We start from the raw sequence: 16,754 nt of genomic DNA on the forward strand, positions 1-16,754 counted from the left end.
GGTCCGGCTACTTCCGCAGCTCGAAGGTGGTGGCGCCCACCTTGATCGGCGCCCCGACGCGCACGGGGACCGGATTGGCGACGCGCTCGCCGTCGTGCCAGGTGCCGTTGGTCGAGTCGAGGTCCTGGATCATCCACTGCTCTCCCCACAGGAGCAGCCGCGCATGGTGGCTCGAGGTGTAATCGTCGCGGATCACGAGACCCGACTCGCTGGAGCGACCGATCGTGAGGGGCTCACCGGTGAGGGGCAGTTCGAGGCCGGTCTTGGGCCCGCTGGTGATGAGGATGCGCGACACGGAATCCCGCGTGGCCTTCTGCGGCCCGGCGGGGGCGGTGGGGGCGGAGGGCTTCGCCGCGGCCGGGCGTGCCACCGGTGCGATGGGCGCCGTAGCCCCCGCGCCTCCGACGGCCGCCGCGCCCCCGACGGTCCCCGAGCTTGTCGAGGGGTCGGGGAGCTTGCGCACCTTGACGCCGAACAGGTCGGCGCGCAGGGAGTAGACGACGGCGAACACGAACGCCCACAGCACGATCAGGAATCCGACCTGCAGCAGGAGCAGGGTGAGCTGGCTCACGCGGAGCCGCCGATCCCGAATGCCCGCGTCGCGTCGGCGGCCGACGTCGTGGGGCGCGGCGGGGTGGCCTGCGCGATCACGCGGAAGGTGATGTCGGTGCGCCCGATGGTGATGATCGAATCGGGCGGGAGGGGAGCTTCGCCGACCTTGCGGCCGTCGAGCTGCGTGCCGTTCGTCGAGCCGAGGTCGCGGACCATCGCCTTCTCGCCGTCCCAGAGGATCTCGACGTGGCGGCGGCTCGTGCCGGCATCGGTGATCGTGATGTCGGCGTCGCTGCCGCGCCCGATCACGGTGCGTCCCTTGGTGAGCGGATGGCGCTTCCCCTCCACGTCCACGACGCCCCGCCATGCGACCTGGCCGGCGGCGGTCTGCGAGGCGATGCGGAGGGTTCCGGTCGGCAGCTGCGCGTCGGCGGCGACCGCGATCGACACGGGGCCGGCGAAGGAGAAGCCCTGCGACTCCGCGTGCTTCTTCACCAGGGCGTGCAGCTCGTCGTCGAGGGTCGTGCCGAGGGAGGCCATCCGCTCGGCATCAGCGGGGGCGAGGCGGACCTCGAAGGAGTTGGGCGCCAGGATGCGGTCGCGGCTGACGACCGCGGCCTTGGCATCCAATTCGGTCCGCAGGGCCGCGGCGATCTCCACCGGCTGGATGCCACTGCGGAAGGACTTCGCGAACGCACCGTTGACGGCGCGTTCGAGTCCCTTCTCGAAGCTGTCAAGTAGTCCCACGGGGCTCCTCTGGCTGGCTGGCCGGTGCGTACATGCTAGTTGCACAGTCTGAATGACCGCGCATCCGGCGATTCTGCCGCCGCCAGAGCGCGTGATATCCTCGGGAAGTTGATCCGGTGGATGCACCGGTTCGCGCGAGTGGCGGAATAGGTAGACGCGCTGGCTTCAGGTGCCAGTGCCCGCAAGGGCGTGGGGGTTCAAGTCCCCCCTCGCGCACGCAACGGATGTCTGAGGACATCGAAAACGGATGAACCCCCGGATTCGGGGGTCATCCGTTTTCTGCGTCAGCTGCTCGGCGGCACGGCTCCCGGGGTGAGTCCGTAGAGCCGGCGCACGGCATCCTCCGCCCCCTCCGCGTCCCGCGCCGCGATCCGCTCGCGCAGGAGATGCCAGTTCTCGCGGCGCGGGCCGGCCTCGGCCCGGACGCCCGACCACCCCCGGAGGTTGCGTGCGACGACGATCGACGTCTCGTGGATGATGGTGGTGAACACGCCGTTGCGGGCTCCGCGGGTCGCGAGGTCGCCGAGTGTGGATGCCGCGGCGAACACCGCCGCAGCGTCGCCGGCAGAGATGCCCTCGAGTGCGGAATCGGCTGCTGCGACGAGCGCGGCCAGTTGCTCGTCGGTGCACCGCGACACGGCCAGGTTGAGCGCGTTGCCCAGGAAGAAGGCGGCGAACTCCGCCGTGTCGCGCCGCAGTTCATCGTCGGGAGCGGTGACACGGGTGTAGCGGCCCACCACGATCTCGACCAGACCGAACCGCTCCAGGCGCTGCAGTGCTTCGCGCACGGGGGTACGCGAGACGCCCAGTTGTCGGGCGAGCTCGACGTCGCGCAGCCGGTGCCCCGGGGGGAAGCGGCCGTCGGCGATCGCTGCGCCGATCCGTGCGTAGATCTCGTCGCTGAGGATCATCCCGCTGACCAGCTCGATCGGGGCGAGGGTGTCGTTCGTGTGCATCGGGCCGGGTCTTCAGACGATGCCGTGGAGGTAGCGCAGCAGCTGCTCGGCGTTGTCGCCGTCGCGCGCGACGATGTGCTCGCGCAGCTGCGCGTAGCCGTCGCCGCGGCTGATCGGCCCGACGAGGAACGGCTGCCACCCGCGCAGGTTCCGCTGGATCGCCAGGGCCGTCTCGCGCACGACGCCGATGAAGACGGTGTTGCCGGTGGCCTTCGTCACCTCCTCGAACATCGTCGAGGCTGCCTCGAACAGGCGCAGCGGGTCGGCACGCTCGGCGCCGTCGACGACGGCATCCATCTTCGCGACGATCGCCGCGTGCTGGTCGGCGGTGCAGCGCTGGAGGGCGATCCGCAGGGCGTTGCCCATGAAGTACGCCGTGAACTCACCCGTCTCGTCGCGCAGACGGTCGTTGGGCTCGGACACGCGGGTGTAGCGGCCGACGGCGATCTCGACGAGCCCGAATCGCTCGAGGCGCTGCAGTGCTTCGCGAACGGGGGTGCGCGAGACGCCGAGCTGCTGGGCGAGGTCGACATCACGCAGGCGCTGGCCGGCGGGCAGGGTGCCGTCGAGGATGGCGGCACCGATGCGCGCGTAGACCTCATCGCCGAGGATCATGCCGCCGGTGAGTTCTATGGGGGGGAGGATGACGGTCATCGACCAGAATTGTACGAGGGTCCCGGCTGGAACGCGGATTCACGGGCCGTGAATCTCCGTCGCGCGACGCGGCGACCCAGCTCCCGGCCGCGGATTTCTCTCGGCCAATTCCTAAGGCGTCCCGCTCCCGTTCGGGTCGATATATCAGTACAGTGGGCGCTGTCACGCTCAGCGTGACCTATCCGGGGGGATCCGTCGACGCCCGGGCGACGCGCTTTCGCGCGATGCGCCCGGGCGTCGAATGGTTTACGCAACGTTTATGTCACCATCACCGTCACAGTCGTGCGCGAACGGCCATACACCACTAGCGTGGGTCACGTCGGCGCGCCTGCGTCGGCATCGCACGTCAGTAAGGCAGTTCATGGCAACGCAGGGCACCGTCAAGTGGTTCAACTCGGAGAAGGGCTTCGGGTTCATCGCTCCCGATGAGGGCGGCGCAGACGTCTTCGCTCACTACTCCGCCATCGAGTCGAGCGGCTACCGCTCCCTCGAGGAGAACCAGCGCGTCGAGTTCGAGATCGCTCAGGGCCCCAAGGGCCTGCAGGCGGAGAACATCCGACCCATCTGATTGATCTAGTTGACGGCCCGCGTTCGCGCGGGCCGTCACTGTTCGATCAAGAGAAGCGCACGCAGTTGATCGGCCGTGTCGACGGCTGCTGCCGCTCCCTCTGACTCGTGCGGCCAGCTGAAGCCCCACCGTACGAAGATCACGGGGACGCCGTGCGCTGCGCCACCCTCGACATCGTGGTGGCGATCGCCGATGAGGACCGGCCGACTCGTGTCGGCGCCCGCGGCCTGAAGGCGCCTCAGCGCCTCGGCCACGATGTCGGCCTTCGTCGCGAGCGTCTTCTCGTCGGCCGTGGCGCCGACGACCGCCTGCAGATAGGGCGCCAGGTCGAAGTGCTCGACGAGAGCTGCGACCTGGATCTCCGGCTTGGAGCTCGCCGTCGCCTGTGGGATGCCCGCGGCATGCAGCTCGGCCATCAGATCGGCGATGCCGGGGTACAGCTTCGCGCCCGTCGTGTAGCCGTCCGCCTTCCCGATGGTCCGGTAGAAGGCGACCGCCTCGGAGGCCTGCTCCGGCGTCATCCCGACGTTCGCCTGGAAGGAGTCGAACATCGGAGGTCCGATCCAGTGGACCAGCTCCTCACGCGTGGCGGCAGGCTTGCCGAAGTGATCGAGGGCGATCGCCAGGCGGCGCAGGATGCCGTCCGAGGCATCCACCACCGTGCCGTCGACATCCCAGAGAACGCAGGAGAACGGCGAACGCGGTGTCATCCCGCCAGCCTATCCGCGCGGCGACGCGGGTCGGGCGACGGGCGGCTGTCCCGGCTCAGAACAGGCGAGGGGCGCCGGACTCGGTGCCCTTCATGCCGTCGTAGTCGAGGGTGACGCAGCGGATGCCGCGGTCCCCGGCGAGCGTCTTCGCCTGCGGCTTGATCTCCTGCGCCGCGAAGACGCCGGCGACCGGTGCGAGGTGGGGATCACGATTGAGCAGCTCCAGGTAGCGCGTGAGCTGCTCCACGCCGTCGATGTCACCGCGCCGCTTCACTTCGACGGCGATCGTGCCGCCCCGGGGATCGCGCAGGAGCAGATCGACCGGTCCGATGGCCGTCGGGAACTCGCGACGCACGAGCGTCAGTCCGTCGCCGATGACGTCGACCTGCTCGGCCAGCAGCCGCTGGAGGTCGGCCTCCACGCCGTCCTTCTGCAGGCCTGGATCCACGCCGAGCTCGTGGGCCGAGTCGTGCAGCACCTCGTAGATGCGCACGAGCAGCGCGTCGCCGGTCTTGGCGTGCGTCACCCGCCAGTGCTCGAGCACCCCCGCTGAGGCGGACTCGGCATCCGGCACCTCCACTGTCAGCGAGCAGGGCGGGCTCATCCAGTTCAGGGGCGCGTGCTGGATGTCGCGGTGGAAGGCGACCGTCCCGTCGGCCTTGATCATGATGAGCCGCGTGGCGAGCGGAAGGTGGGTGTTCAGCCGCCCGGAGTAGTCGACGGAGCAGCGGGCGATGATGAGACGCACCCGTCCAGTCTCGCAGGCCCCGGCAAGGGCGAGCCGCCGTCGCGCGTCCGGCCCGTCTCTGTGCGCCGGCTGTCTGGCACGATGAGCGGGTGGAGTCCTCCCTCGATGCGCTCGCCGCCCGCGTGCGAGCGACCCGCCCGCCGTCGGGCAGCGGCAGATCCCTCGTCGGCATCGCGGGCAGTCCGGGCAGCGGCAAGACGACTCTCGCGCAGGGCCTGGTGGCGCGGCTGAACGAGGCGGAGCCCGGATGCGCCGTGCACCTGCCTCTGGACGGCTTCCACCTGGCGAACGCGACGCTCGACCGGCTCGGCGTCCACGACCGCAAAGGCGCGATCGACACCTTCGACGGCTGGGGGTTCCTCGCCCTGCTCGACCGGGTGCGGAACGAACGCGACCACACGGTCTACGCCCCGAGCTTCCGCCGGGAGGTCGATGAAGGCGTGGCCGGGGAGGTCGCGATCGAGCCGGGCGCCCGCTACATCGTCGTCGAGGGCAACTACCTCCTCGTCGATGCGCCGCCGTGGTCGGGGGTGCGGCCCCGGCTCGATGCCGCCTGGTTCTGCGCGACTCCCGACGATGTCCGCGAGGCGCGGCTCATCGACCGCCACACCCGTCACGGTCGCAGCCTCGCGGCGGCGACGGCCTGGGCGCGGGAGGTCGACGGCGCGAACGCCGTCCTCATCGAGGCATCCGCGGGGCGCGCCGACCTCGTCGTCTCGGGCGTCATCGCGGAGGTACCCCGCTGAGGCGGCCGTAACGCAGGACGGAAGGTGCCGCCGCGGTCCACCGCCCGCGGAATTCCACGGCCCGGCCGGGCCCGCCCGCGCAGATGTCCTGCAATCGGTACGCGTCGACGCCGCCACGCCACAGCGGCGTCGACCCGTCAGTGGTGCCCCGCGCCGACCTTCGACCCGGCGATCGGCTTCGCGGCGCCGGAGGCGAGGCCGCTCATGACGATCAGGCCGACGATGATCCAGAGGGTGTTCAGGATGCCGATCTGGTGGCTGATCCAGCCGAGGACGGGCGGTCCGCACAGGAACGCGACGTAGCCGATGGTGGCCGCCGCCGAGACGGACGCCGCGGCCTTGGCCGGGTCGTCGGCCGCCGCCGACATCCCCAGCGGGAAGCCCAGCGAGGCTCCGGCGCCCCACAGCGCCACCCCGACGAACGCCAGGGGCAGGGTGGGGGCGAGGATGAACACGATGAGCCCCACGCCCGCGGTCACCGCGAGGCCACGCAGAGCCCACACCCGGCCGATCCGATCGACGATCGGACCTCCCGCGGCGCGGAACACGGTCATCGAGATCGAGAAGACGGTGAGGAAGATCGCGCCCGTGGCCTCGGACTCGCCGTGTCCGTCCACGACCGCGATCGTGAGCCAGTCGTTCGCGCTGCCCTCGGCGAAGGCCATGCCCAGGATGATGGCGCCGATGGCGTACGTGCGGGGATCGCGCCACACCGCGAGAGCCGCGTGGAGACGCTCGCCGCGGATCGAGGGCGCGTCGGATGCCGCGTGCGCGCGCTCATGGGCGGGAACGAACCGCAGGGCGAACGTCGTGACCACGAGCCAGATGACCGCGACGGTGCCGAGGTGCCACGAGGCGCCGACACGCCACGCGGCCATCGCGACCCCGACTCCTGCGCCGGCGACCGTGCCGAGGCTGAAGAAGGCGTGGAAGAGCGGCATGAGGGTGCGCCCGGTCGCCTGCTCCACAGCGGCGGCCTCGACGTTGATCATGACGTCGGTCGCTCCGAAGCAGAGCCCCATCAGTGCGAGTCCCGCGGTGGCGACCGCATAGGAGCCGAGCGCATCGACCCCGAGGCCCGCCAGCAGCAGGCCGAGGGCGACGCCCACCACCGTGACCGAGAGCCCCCGCCTCGCACCCCATCGCGCGACGATGACGTTTGCCGACATGACACCCAGGAGCGAGCCGGCGCCCATCGCGAACAGGAGGACACCGACCTCGAAGTCGTCGATCCCGAGGTTCTGCTTCACGGCGGGAAGGCGCGATGCCCACGAGGCGAAGGTGACGCCGCACAGGAGGAACATCGCGAAGACGGCGAGACGCCACCGGGAGAGGCGCTGACCCTCCGGGCGCCCGGAGGCGGGTGCGGAGAGGGGTCCAGGGATGGGGGAGGCGTTCACCACAACACTCTACCGAATCGATTCGACGCTTCTCGACCCCCCGAGTACGATGAGGAGGTGACGACACGACGCGCGACCATCTCCGACGTCGCCCGCGAAGCGGGCGTCTCGCCGTCCACCGCATCCGTCGTCTTCAGCGGCAAGACTCCCGTGTCCGATCTGACGCGGCAGCGCGTCCAGGCCGCCGCCGCGGAGCTCGGATACACCGGCCCCGACCCGCGCGCCGCGTCGCTGCGCCGCGGTCGCAGCGGGATCGTCGGCGTCGTGGTCGGATCGAGCCTGCAGGACCTGTTCCTCGACCCCGTCCAGCGCCTCCTGATGGATGGCCTCTCCGAGGCGGTCGCCCCCCTGGGGGCGGGTCTGCTGCTCCTCCGGCGGAACTCCGGCGTCGAGAACGCCCCGACCCTCACGACCGCTCCGGTCGACGCGGCCGTCCTTCTCAGCTGCGACAGCGCCACCCGTGCCACGCTGACCGAGGTCCAGGCCCGCGGCATCCCCGTCGTCGTCATCGAGGGCGATGCCGGCTACGGCGTGCCGCGCATCGCGCTCGACAACCGGGAGGCGGAGCGCCAGGCGGCCGAGCATCTGCGCGCGCTCGGCCACACGCGGGTGGCGACGGTCACGCTGTGGCAGGACGAGCACGGCACCCGCGGATTCATCCCCGCGGGCATGGTCATCGGCGTCGAGGTGACGCGGGAGCGCCTCGACGGAGCCCGCGACGTGTACCCCGACGCCCCGGCGTACGCGACGGCCGCCAGCTCGATCGACGAGGGCCTGGCCGCGGGGCGCGTGCTCTTCGCCGGGCCGGAGGGCGATCGCCCCACCGCCGTGCTGGCGCAGAGCGACCTCCTCGCGGCCGGCGTCATCCGCGCTGCGGAGGAGGCGGGCCTGCGCGTTCCCGCCGACGTCAGCGTCACGGGGTTCGACGGAGTGCCTGTCGACGGCCTGGCGCCCTACGAGCTGACGACGCTCGTTCAGGATGCCGCCGGCAAGGGCCGCGCAGCGGGGCTCGCGGTCGCCCGGCTGCTCGAGGGGGAGGCGCCCGGGTCCGTCCTCCTCACCTGCCGGTTCCGGCCCGGGAACACCACCGGCCCTGCGCCCCGGTAGACTGGAGATCCGACCCCCGAACCCGTCTGGAGGCCAGAATGCTGCTGCTTCTGGCCGCGTTCGCGGTCGTACCGCTGGCGTTGCCGTGGCTGTTCGGCCGGATCGGTCCCCGCGCCTTCCTCGTCGCCGCGCTCGTCCCCCTGGCGGGCTTCGTGCAGGCCGCCGCGATGACCCCGCGCGTCGTCTCCGGAGAGGTCCTCACCGAGTCGTACACGTGGATCGAACCGCTCGGACTCGAGCTCTCGATGCGGATGGACACCCTCGGGTGGCTGATGGCGCTCATCGTCACCGGCGTCGGCGCCCTCGTGCTGATCTACTGCCGCTGGTACTTCGACGGCAAGAAGGCGGGCGTCGGACAGTTCGGCGCCGTCCTCCTCGCCTTCGCCGGCGCGATGTACGGCCTCGTGCTCACCGACGACCTGATCATGCTCGTGATGTTCTGGGAGATCACGAGCATCCTGTCCTACCTGCTCATCGGCTTCTACCACGCGCGCGGCGCGAGCCGACGCGCCGCGCTGCAGGCGCTCCTCGTGACGACCCTGGGCGGGCTCGTGATGTTCGTCGGCGCCGTCATCCTCGTGGTGCAGGCCGGCACGAACAGCCTCTCCGGCATCCTCGCCGCGTACTCCGCCCCGGGGTCGACCCTCGCCGGCTCGCCGCTCATCGACGGCGCGATCGTCATGCTGCTCGTCGGAGCACTGAGCAAGTCCGCGATCTTCCCCTTCCACTTCTGGCTGCCCGGCGCCATGGCCGCCCCGACGCCGGTGAGCGCCTACCTGCACGCCGCCGCCATGGTGAAGGCCGGGATCTACCTCATCGCGCGGTGCGCACCGGCCTTCGCGGTCGCGGCCCCGTGGCGGCCGATCATCATCACGCTCGGCATCTTCACGATGCTCCTCGGCGGCATCCAGGCGCTGCGTGAATCCGACCTCAAGCGCATCCTCGCCTTCGGCACGGTGAGCCAGCTCGGCATGCTCACCGTCGTGCTGGGGTACGGGGAGCGCAACTCCGCGCTCGCGGGGCTCGCCCTGCTCATCGGCCACGCGCTGTTCAAGTCGTCGCTGTTCCTCGTCGTCGGCGTGATCGACCGCCAGCTGTCCACCCGCGACATCGGCGAACTCTCCGGCGTCGGCCGGCAAGCGCCCACCCTCGCGACGTTCTCGATCATCGCGATCGCGTCGATGGTCGGGCTCGCTCCGACGGTCGGCTTCGTCGCGAAGGAGGCGGCCCTCACCTCGCTCATCGAGGGCGGCGGTCGGCCCGACGCCCTCATCCCCCTCATCGGCATCGTGCTCGGCTCCGTGCTCACCACCGCCTACGGTCTGCGGTTCATCTGGGGCGCGTTCTGGACGAAGAAGGATGCCACGGGCGCGCCCCGACCCGTCACCGAGTGGCCCGACCCGCCGATCGGCTTCCTCGCGGCGCCCGTCATCCTCTCCGGCCTGACGGTGGTCGGCGGATTCGCCGCGCCGTTCCTCGACGTCGCCTTCTCCGGATACGCCGATACGCTGCCGAGTGCCGGCGAGGGCGATCATCCGTACCATCTCGCGCTCTGGCACGGGCTCGAACCCGCCCTCTTCCTCTCGATCGGGTCCATCGCGCTCGGAGCGGTGCTCTTCTGGGCGACGTACCGCCGCGCGCCGCTGCGCCGCGTCCTCCCGTTCGGCGCCGCCGACGCCTACAACGCGACCCTGCGCGTCATCGCCCGCGTCGCCGTGTGGACGACGACCTTCACCCAGCGCGGCTCGCTGCCGGTCTACGTCGGCACGATCTTCGTGGTCTTCGTCGCCGCGCAGGGCACGGCCTTCCTCGCCGGTCTCCTCGGCGGGGCGGACTGGAAGATCTCCGTGGACGCCTGGCAGAACCCGATGCAGCTCGTCGTCGCGCCGATCATGATCATCGCGGGGATCATCGCCGTGCGCGCGCGCAAGCGCTACACCGGCGTCGTTCTCGTTTCGGTGACGGGGCTCGGGATGGTGGCGCTGTTCGCCACGAGCGGCGCGCCCGACCTCGCCCTGACGCAGATCCTCATCGAGACGGTCACGCTCGTGGCCTTCGCCCTCGTGCTGCGCCGGATCCCGGCGCGCATGGGGGAGCACAACGCATCGGTGTGGCCGGTCGCCCGCGCCGTCCTCGCGCTCGCCGCGGGCGGCACGATGGCCCTCGTCGCGCTGGTGGCGACCGGCGCCCGCGTCGCCGAGCCGATCTCCACGGCGTTCCCCGACCTCGCGTACGAACTCGGCCACGGCAAGAACGTCGTCAACGTCGCGCTCGTGGACCTGCGCGGCTGGGACACGATGGGCGAGCTGTCGGTGCTCATCCTCGCCGCGACCGGCGTCGCGTCGCTCGTGTTCGTGACGCACCGCTCCGACCTGCTCTCGGACGCGATCTCCTCGCTGCCCACCGCCGCGACCTGGACGCGGCGGCCGCTCGTCGAGACGGCGGAGGGCCCCCGTCCGCGCGGGACGCAGCCCGGCAGCACGCGCCAGGCGTGGCTCGTCGGCGGACAGCGGGTGCGCCCGGAGAACCGCTCGCTCCTGCTCGAAGTGATCGTCCGCGTCCTCTTCCACACGATCATCGTCGTGTCGATCTACCTCCTCTTCGCCGGTCACAACCTGCCCGGCGGCGGCTTCGCCGGTGGCCTCGTCGCCGGCATGGCCCTCGTCATGCGCTACGTCGCGGGCGGGCGGTACGAGCTGGGCGCCGCGGCGCCCACCGACGCCGGTCGCCTCCTCGGCGCGGGCATGATCATCGCCGTCGGCACCGCGGTCGTCCCGCTGCTGTTCGGTGCGCCGCCGCTCACGAGCGCCGTCTGGGAGGCGGAGGTGCCCGTCCTCGGACATATCGAGTTCGTCTCGTCCACCTTCTTCGACATCGGGGTCTACCTCGTCGTCATCGGACTCGTCCTGGACGTGCTCCGCTCGCTCGGCGGCGAGGTCGACCGCCAGGCGCAGGAGCTGCGCGACGGCCCGGGCACCCCGCGCATCCCGGTGGTGAACCCGTCATGACCGTCTCCGCCGTCCTCATCGTGATCATGGCGATCCTCTTCGCCGCCGGCGTCTACGCGATGCTCGAGCGCAGCCTCACGCGCGTGCTCATCGGCTTCCTCCTGCTCGGCAACGCGGTGAACCTGTTCCTTCTCATCGTCATGGGACGCCCCGGCGCCGCACCGTTCTTCGGGGCGGCGGACCCGGAGGAGATGAGCGACCCGCTGCCGCAGGCGCTGACCCTCACCGCGATCGTCATCACCTTCGCGGTCTCCGCCTTCCTCCTCGCCCTCATCTACCGGTCGTGGCAGCTGGGCCAGGCCGACACGGTCCACGACGACGCCGAGGATGTCGCGCTCCGCGACCGCGGCAGCATCGACGAGGACGAGATGGACGACGAGACATCCATCGAGGACGAGGACGACGACGCGACCACCGACTTCATCGGGACGGAGACCGCCCCCATCACCGTGCTGCACCACCGCGACTTCGAGGCCATCCGCGACGACGCCCCCTCCGACCACCCCCGCGGCGCCGAGCCGCGGGCGGGCGAGGACCGCGACGGGGGTGAGGCCCGATGAGCTCGCTCGTCCCGCTCCTCGTCACCCTCCCGCTCATCGGGGCCGGCATCGCGCTCGTCTTCGGACGCCGCCGCCGCGTGCAGGTCGGGGTCTCGATCGTCACCCTCACGCTGACGCTCGTGATCGCGTCGGTGCTGCTGTACGCGGTGGATTCCTCGGGCGAGGCCATCGCGGTGTCCGTGGGCGGGTGGCCGATCCCGTTCGGCATCATCCTCTACGTCGACCGGCTGGCGGCGCTCCTCGTCGTCATCTCGAGCATCGTGCTCCTCGCCGTCCTCCTCTTCTCGGTCGGCCAGGGCGCCGCCGACGGCGACGACGACACCCCCGTCACGATCTTCCACCCCTCGTACCTCATCCTCGCCGCGGGCATCTTCAACGCGTTCATCGCGGGCGACCTCTTCAACCTCTACGTCGGGTTCGAGATCCTCCTCGTCGCGTCCTACGTGCTCATCACCCTCGGATCGACCGAGTCCCGCATCCGCACGGGCGTCGTCTACATCGTCGTCTCGCTCGTCTCGTCGATCCTCTTCCTCGCCGCGATCGCCGCGATCTACGGGGCGCTCGGGACGGTCAACATCGCCCAGCTCGCCGAGCGGATGACGGAGCTCCCGGATTCCACGCAGCTCGTGCTGCACCTCATGCTGCTCCTCGCGTTCAGCATCAAGGCGGCCGTCTTCCCGCTGTCCTTCTGGCTCCCGGACTCCTACCCGACCGCTCCGGCGCCGGTGACCGCCGTGTTCGCGGGCCTGCTCACCAAGGTCGGCGTGTACGCGATGATCCGGACCGAGACCCAGATCTTCCGCGACAACGACGTGAACACGCTGCTGCTCATCGTCGCCCTCGCGACGATGATCGTGGGCGTCCTCGGCGCGCTCGCACAGGCCGAACTCAAACGCATCCTGTCGTTCACGCTCGTCAGCCACGTCGGCTACCTGGTCTTCGGGCTCGCGATCGCGACGCCCGTCGCCCTCGGGGCGACGATCTACTACATGGTCCACCACATCATCGTGCAGACCACGCTGTTCCTCGCCGTCGGCCTCATCGAGCGCCGGGCCGGATCGACGTCGATCCTCAAGGTCAAGGGCCTCATGCGGGCCGCACCGGTCATCGCCGTGCTCTACTTCATCCCCGCGATCAACCTCGGCGGCCTGCCGCCGTTCTCGGGCTTCATCGGCAAGTTCGCGCTGTTCGACGCGGCGGCCCAGGTCGGCACGCCGCTGATGTACGTGCTCATCGTCGGCGGCATCGTCACCTCGCTGCTCACTCTCTACACGCTGATGCGCGCGTGGAACCTCGCGTTCTGGCGCGAGGAGGAGGACCACAGCGAGGAGACCGGTGTCGTCGAGCGCATCGAGTACCTCGGGGACGCCCCGGCGGCCGACGATCAGAGCGCCCGGCGGGTGATCCCCCGCATCATGACGGCGACGACCGCGGGGATGGTGGCGGTGACGGTGGCGCTGACCCTCTTCGCCGGCCCGCTGTACCAGCTGTGCGCGAGCATCGGCGACGCCCTGCTCACACCCGTCACCCTCGTGCAGCTGGAACAGGAGGTGCAGCAGTGAGCCCGACCCCGAAGGCCGTGGCGGCATCCGTCTGGCGCCAGCTGCCGTTCTTCCTGTGGCTCATCGCCCTGTGGATGCTGCTGTGGGGGCAGGTCACGGTGCTCGCGGCCCTCACCGGCCTGATCGTCGCGATCTTCGTCACCCGTGTCTTCCGCCTGCCCCCCGTCGAACTGTCCGGTCGGGTGAACCTCTGGTACGGCGCGGTTTTCGTCGTCATGTTCTGCCTGGCCCTCGTGCGCGGCTCGCTGCTGGTCGCCTGGCAGACCCTGAACCCCGTGCGCTACCCCGGCACCGCGGTCATCGCGGTCCCGCTGCGCACCGACGACGACCTCATCATGGCGCACGTCGGCGTGACCGCCTCGCTGATCCCCGGATCGCTGATCATCGACGTCGACCGCGACCGTCGCATCCTGTACCTGCACGTCATCGGCGTCTCCTCGGAGCGCGATGTCGAGAACCAGCGGCGGGCCGTGCAGGGGTGGGAGGCGCGGATCGTCCGCGCCGTCGGCTCGCGCGCCCAGCTCGACGCGATCCGGAGCCACGGCGCGATGTCGCCGCGCGAAGGAGGTGCGGGCTGGTGAGCATCCTCATCGTCGCGATCTACGTGATCCTCGCCATCGCGGGGCTCTTGACGCTCTGGCGCATCATCGCCGGCCCGTCGATCCTCGACCGCGCCGTCGCCTCGGATGTGCTCCTGACGCTCGTGATGTGCACGCTCGGCGCGGACATGGTCATCGGCCACCACACGCGCAGCCTCCCCGCGCTCCTCGTGATCGCGGCGGTCGGCGTCTTCGGGTCGATCGCGATCGCGCGCTTCGTCGCGAGAAGGGACAACTCGGACCGATGAACGAGATCCTCGACATCGTCGCGCTCGTGCTCGTGCTGATCGGCGCGCTGCTGTGCCTCACGGCCGCCATCGGTCTGCTGCGCTTCCACGACGTCCCCACCCGCCTGCACGCGGCCACGAAGCCGCAGGTCCTCGGGTTCATCCTCATCTGCATCGCGGTCGCCCTGGCCCTGCGCGCCTGGCCGGTGGTCGCGTTCCTCGTTCCGGTCGTCGTCATCCAGCTCGCGACGGCACCGCTGTCGGCGCACATGGTCGGTCGCCAGGCCTACCGCAACGGGACGATCGACGAGCGTTCGCTCCTCGTCGACGAACTCGCCGAAGCCCGCCGCACCCCGCCCGCCGCCGGCGGCTGAGCCGGGCTTCGAGGCGCCGGCTCCGCAGCAGAATCGGTGAACGACGCCCGAGTCGGATGCCGCGGGGCCGTGCGTCCGATTCTGGTGCGATTCCCCGGTTCTGTTGCGGGCCGGGTCACGGCGCGAGGGAGGGGGTGCGGCTGATGCCGAACTCGTGCTGCAGCACGCTGCGCGCCGCGAACCACCCCGACTGGCCGTGCACGCCCGGCCCGGGCACCGTCGATGCGCCGCAGAGGTAGACGCCCGCCATGGGGGTCCGCCACGGGTCGAGGCTGAGGACCGGCCGCGCCAGCAGCTGGCCGAGAGTCGCAGCTCCCGCCGCGATGTCCCCTCCGATGTAGTTCGGGTTGTCCGACTGCAGGTCGGCGGCGCTCCAGGACCGTGACGCGATGATCACATCGCGGAAGCCGGGCGCGACGGCCTCGATCGCCCGCGTCACCGCCTCCGTGCGGTCGAGCGTCGACCCCGTGGGCACATGTGTGTAGGTCCACAGGGCGTGCGCTCCGGCCGGTGCTCGCGACGGGTCGAACCGGGAGGGCTGCGAGATGAGCACATAGGGGGACTCCGGGTGCCTCCCCGCCAGCACCTCGCCCTCCGCGGCCGCGATCTGGGCGCGGGTGCCGCCGAGATGCACCGTCCCGGCATCCGCGAGGCGGGGATCCGCCCACGGCACCGGGCCCGAGAGCGCGAATTGGACCTTCGCCGAGCCGCTGCCGTAGCGGAAGCGCTCGAGCCGTCGCCGGTACCGCGCGCTCATGCGGCTGCCGGCGAGACGGATCAGCGCCCGCGGCGTGACGTCGAGCACGACGGCGGGCGCGGTCAGCTCATCGAGGCTCGTGATCTCGTGATCGGTCACGATCTCGCCGCCGTGTGCGCGCAGATCGTCGGCCAGGGCGTCGGAGATCGCCTGGGAGCCGCCGAGAGGGATGGGCCAGCCGCCTGCGTGGGCGTGCGTCTGCAGCGCGAGCCCCGCTGCCGCGGCGACGGGGCTCGGCTGACGCACGATCGCGTGCGCGGCCACCCCCGTGATCATGGCCGGGGCGACGTCCCCCGTGAACCCCGCGTTCCAGGCGGCGCTGCCCTGCGCGAGTGCGCGGAGGCCAAATCTGGCGGTGACGACGGGATGCGGCGGCACCCGCAGGAGCGCGGAGCCGGTGAACCGGGCGACCTCCGCCGCGTGATCGGAGAGCGGGCCGATGAGTCGTCGGTAGGCCGCGCCGTCGCGACCGAGAGCGTCGGCGGTCCGCTCCAGGTCTCGGTAGGCGATGCCCGCTCCGCCCCGTCGCTCGGGCAGCGGATGGGCGAAGGAGATCTCCGGGGTCGCGAAGGCGATCCGCCGGGACAACCCGAACGCGCGGAAGAACGGCGAGGCGATCGCGAGGGGATGCACCGCGGAGCATGTGTCGTGGCGGAAGCCGGGGGCGACCGACTCGGCGGTCGACGCGCCGCCACCGGCATGCGACATCCGCTCGTACACCCGCACCCGCAGGCCCGCACGCGCAAGGGTGACGGCGGCGGCGAGCCCGTTGGGGCCCGAGCCGACGATCTCGACGTCGGTCATCCGGGCGCATCCATGCCGACGACGGCACGTTCGGCGGCCGTGGCCCGCGCGACCTCCGCGGCGGCGTGAGGGTCGGGAGTGCCGCCGGAGGGGCGGGGCACCTCCGGCCGCGCCGTGGCGCCGCCCGCATCCTGCTCGCGCTTGCGTCCCTCGCTCAGGAATCGCAGCCGTCGCAGGGTCTCCTCGTTGCGCAGATGCAGGGCCGGTGCCCAGACGAAGCGGGGAAGGCGGCGGGCGAGCCCGGCGACGGGCTCCTCGCCGATCCGCACGACGCAGCCCTCGCCGCGGGGCTTCACGTCGATCACGACGACGGCGCGCCCGAGCGGGCCGGCCTTCGCGCGCAGACGCATACGGCGGGGCGGATCCCACTCGACCACCTGGGTGTCGTCGTCGAACAGGATCGGCCACGTTCCCAGCGAGTGGTGCAGGTGGGACCCCGGGGCGGGCCAGCTGGGGTCCACCGCACGCATCCGCGAGGCCCCCACGACCCAGGCCGGGTAGAGCCATCCGTCGCCGAGGACGGCGAACACGTCATCGGGGGTGCAGTCGAACACGCGCACACTGGCCGTCGCCATGGGGCCTCCTTCGCCGGGGTCCCTTCCGATCGTAAGCGAGTCGCCGAGCGTCCGCGGGGGCTTGACTCCGTGGCCGGCGCCGTCCCGCGAGGACCGGCGA

Annotated in this window: 18 protein-coding genes and 1 tRNA gene; 10 read left to right on the forward strand and 9 right to left on the reverse strand. The window is 71.2% G+C overall.

Features of this window, described 5'->3' with window-relative positions; all coding sequences use genetic code 11:
* Nucleotides 1-7 precede the first annotated feature (7 nt).
* Together J0P97_RS06740 and J0P97_RS06745 are read right to left on the reverse strand one after the other, a co-directional pair.
* The gene (locus tag J0P97_RS06740; RefSeq protein ID WP_215487011.1) at nucleotides 8-571 is read right to left on the reverse strand and encodes an FHA domain-containing protein FhaB/FipA; all 564 of its coding nucleotides are present in this window, start codon (nucleotides 569-571) and stop codon (nucleotides 8-10) included.
* Nucleotides 568-1,299, reverse strand: a complete 732-nt coding sequence (locus J0P97_RS06745; protein ID WP_215487012.1) for an FHA domain-containing protein — start codon at nucleotides 1,297-1,299, stop codon at nucleotides 568-570. Before J0P97_RS06745 ends, J0P97_RS06740 begins: the two co-directional genes overlap by 4 nt.
* A 132-nt stretch (nucleotides 1,300-1,431) precedes the next feature.
* On the opposite strand from J0P97_RS06745, the gene J0P97_RS06750 reads away from it, so the two are divergent.
* A tRNA-Leu gene (locus J0P97_RS06750) sits at nucleotides 1,432-1,515 on the forward strand.
* Between the two features lie 68 nt (nucleotides 1,516-1,583).
* On the opposite strand, the gene J0P97_RS06755 is transcribed toward J0P97_RS06750, so the two are convergent.
* Complete coding sequence (locus tag J0P97_RS06755) at nucleotides 1,584-2,255, reverse strand: GntR family transcriptional regulator (RefSeq protein ID WP_215487013.1); 672 nt, start codon at nucleotides 2,253-2,255, stop codon at nucleotides 1,584-1,586.
* Between the two features lie 12 nt (nucleotides 2,256-2,267).
* Entirely contained in the window at nucleotides 2,268-2,909 is a 642-nt protein-coding gene (locus J0P97_RS06760) for a GntR family transcriptional regulator (RefSeq protein WP_215487014.1), read from the reverse strand.
* 361 nt (nucleotides 2,910-3,270) lie between these two features.
* On the opposite strand from J0P97_RS06760, the gene J0P97_RS06765 reads away from it, so the two are divergent.
* On the forward strand, nucleotides 3,271-3,477 hold the full coding sequence (locus J0P97_RS06765; RefSeq protein ID WP_215487015.1) for a cold-shock protein: 207 nt from the start codon (nucleotides 3,271-3,273) through the stop codon (nucleotides 3,475-3,477).
* 35 nt (nucleotides 3,478-3,512) lie between these two features.
* Here the strand turns inward: J0P97_RS06765 and J0P97_RS06770 are convergent, their stop codons facing one another.
* Together J0P97_RS06770 and nucS are read right to left on the reverse strand one after the other, a co-directional pair.
* A complete protein-coding gene (locus J0P97_RS06770; protein ID WP_215487016.1) occupies nucleotides 3,513-4,187 on the reverse strand; it encodes an HAD hydrolase-like protein in 675 nt (224 codons plus the stop codon).
* A 55-nt stretch (nucleotides 4,188-4,242) separates the two neighbouring features.
* The gene (gene nucS / locus J0P97_RS06775) at nucleotides 4,243-4,935 is read right to left on the reverse strand and encodes an endonuclease NucS (protein ID WP_215487017.1); all 693 of its coding nucleotides are present in this window, start codon (nucleotides 4,933-4,935) and stop codon (nucleotides 4,243-4,245) included.
* An 89-nt stretch (nucleotides 4,936-5,024) separates the two neighbouring features.
* On the opposite strand from nucS, the gene J0P97_RS06780 reads away from it, so the two are divergent.
* Entirely contained in the window at nucleotides 5,025-5,681 is a 657-nt protein-coding gene (locus J0P97_RS06780; protein WP_215487018.1) for a nucleoside/nucleotide kinase family protein, read from the forward strand.
* A gap of 137 nt (nucleotides 5,682-5,818) precedes the next feature.
* Here J0P97_RS06780 and J0P97_RS06785 read toward each other — a convergent pair whose 3' ends face one another.
* The gene (locus tag J0P97_RS06785) at nucleotides 5,819-6,985 is read right to left on the reverse strand and encodes an MFS transporter (RefSeq protein WP_215487152.1); all 1,167 of its coding nucleotides are present in this window, start codon (nucleotides 6,983-6,985) and stop codon (nucleotides 5,819-5,821) included.
* A 153-nt stretch (nucleotides 6,986-7,138) separates the two neighbouring features.
* Between J0P97_RS06785 and J0P97_RS06790 the strand changes: the two genes are divergently transcribed.
* Genes J0P97_RS06790 through mnhG form a run of 7 tightly spaced genes read left to right on the forward strand, consistent with a single transcriptional unit; the run spans nucleotide 7,139 to nucleotide 14,518 of the window.
* Nucleotides 7,139-8,188 (forward strand): LacI family DNA-binding transcriptional regulator, encoded by a 1,050-nt coding sequence (locus J0P97_RS06790; RefSeq protein ID WP_215487019.1) that lies wholly within the window; start codon nucleotides 7,139-7,141, stop codon nucleotides 8,186-8,188.
* 38 nt (nucleotides 8,189-8,226) lie between these two features.
* A complete protein-coding gene (locus J0P97_RS06795) occupies nucleotides 8,227-11,196 on the forward strand; it encodes a Na+/H+ antiporter subunit A (protein ID WP_215487020.1) in 2,970 nt (989 codons plus the stop codon).
* On the forward strand, nucleotides 11,193-11,756 hold the full coding sequence (locus J0P97_RS06800) for a Na(+)/H(+) antiporter subunit C (protein ID WP_215487021.1): 564 nt from the start codon (nucleotides 11,193-11,195) through the stop codon (nucleotides 11,754-11,756). The genes J0P97_RS06795 and J0P97_RS06800 overlap by 4 nt, the downstream gene beginning before the upstream one ends.
* Nucleotides 11,753-13,318 (forward strand): Na+/H+ antiporter subunit D, encoded by a 1,566-nt coding sequence (locus J0P97_RS06805; protein WP_215487022.1) that lies wholly within the window; start codon nucleotides 11,753-11,755, stop codon nucleotides 13,316-13,318. Before J0P97_RS06800 ends, J0P97_RS06805 begins: the two co-directional genes overlap by 4 nt.
* Nucleotides 13,315-13,899, forward strand: a complete 585-nt coding sequence (locus J0P97_RS06810) for a Na+/H+ antiporter subunit E (RefSeq protein ID WP_215487023.1) — start codon at nucleotides 13,315-13,317, stop codon at nucleotides 13,897-13,899. Before J0P97_RS06805 ends, J0P97_RS06810 begins: the two co-directional genes overlap by 4 nt.
* A complete protein-coding gene (locus J0P97_RS06815; RefSeq protein WP_215487024.1) occupies nucleotides 13,896-14,165 on the forward strand; it encodes an MrpF/PhaF family protein in 270 nt (89 codons plus the stop codon). Before J0P97_RS06810 ends, J0P97_RS06815 begins: the two co-directional genes overlap by 4 nt.
* Nucleotides 14,162-14,518, forward strand: a complete 357-nt coding sequence (gene mnhG / locus J0P97_RS06820) for a monovalent cation/H(+) antiporter subunit G (protein WP_215487025.1) — start codon at nucleotides 14,162-14,164, stop codon at nucleotides 14,516-14,518. Before J0P97_RS06815 ends, mnhG begins: the two co-directional genes overlap by 4 nt.
* Nucleotides 14,519-14,633: 115 nt before the next feature.
* On the opposite strand, the gene J0P97_RS06825 is transcribed toward mnhG, so the two are convergent.
* Together J0P97_RS06825 and J0P97_RS06830 are read right to left on the reverse strand one after the other, a co-directional pair.
* On the reverse strand, nucleotides 14,634-16,079 hold the full coding sequence (locus J0P97_RS06825) for a phytoene desaturase family protein (protein WP_215487026.1): 1,446 nt from the start codon (nucleotides 16,077-16,079) through the stop codon (nucleotides 14,634-14,636).
* Nucleotides 16,076-16,654 (reverse strand): SRPBCC family protein, encoded by a 579-nt coding sequence (locus J0P97_RS06830; RefSeq protein WP_215487027.1) that lies wholly within the window; start codon nucleotides 16,652-16,654, stop codon nucleotides 16,076-16,078. Before J0P97_RS06830 ends, J0P97_RS06825 begins: the two co-directional genes overlap by 4 nt.
* Between the last annotated feature and the right edge of the window lie 100 nt (nucleotides 16,655-16,754).

The organism is Microbacterium flavum, assembly GCF_018717645.1.
GTDB lineage: Bacteria > Actinomycetota > Actinomycetes > Actinomycetales > Microbacteriaceae > Microbacterium > Microbacterium flavum.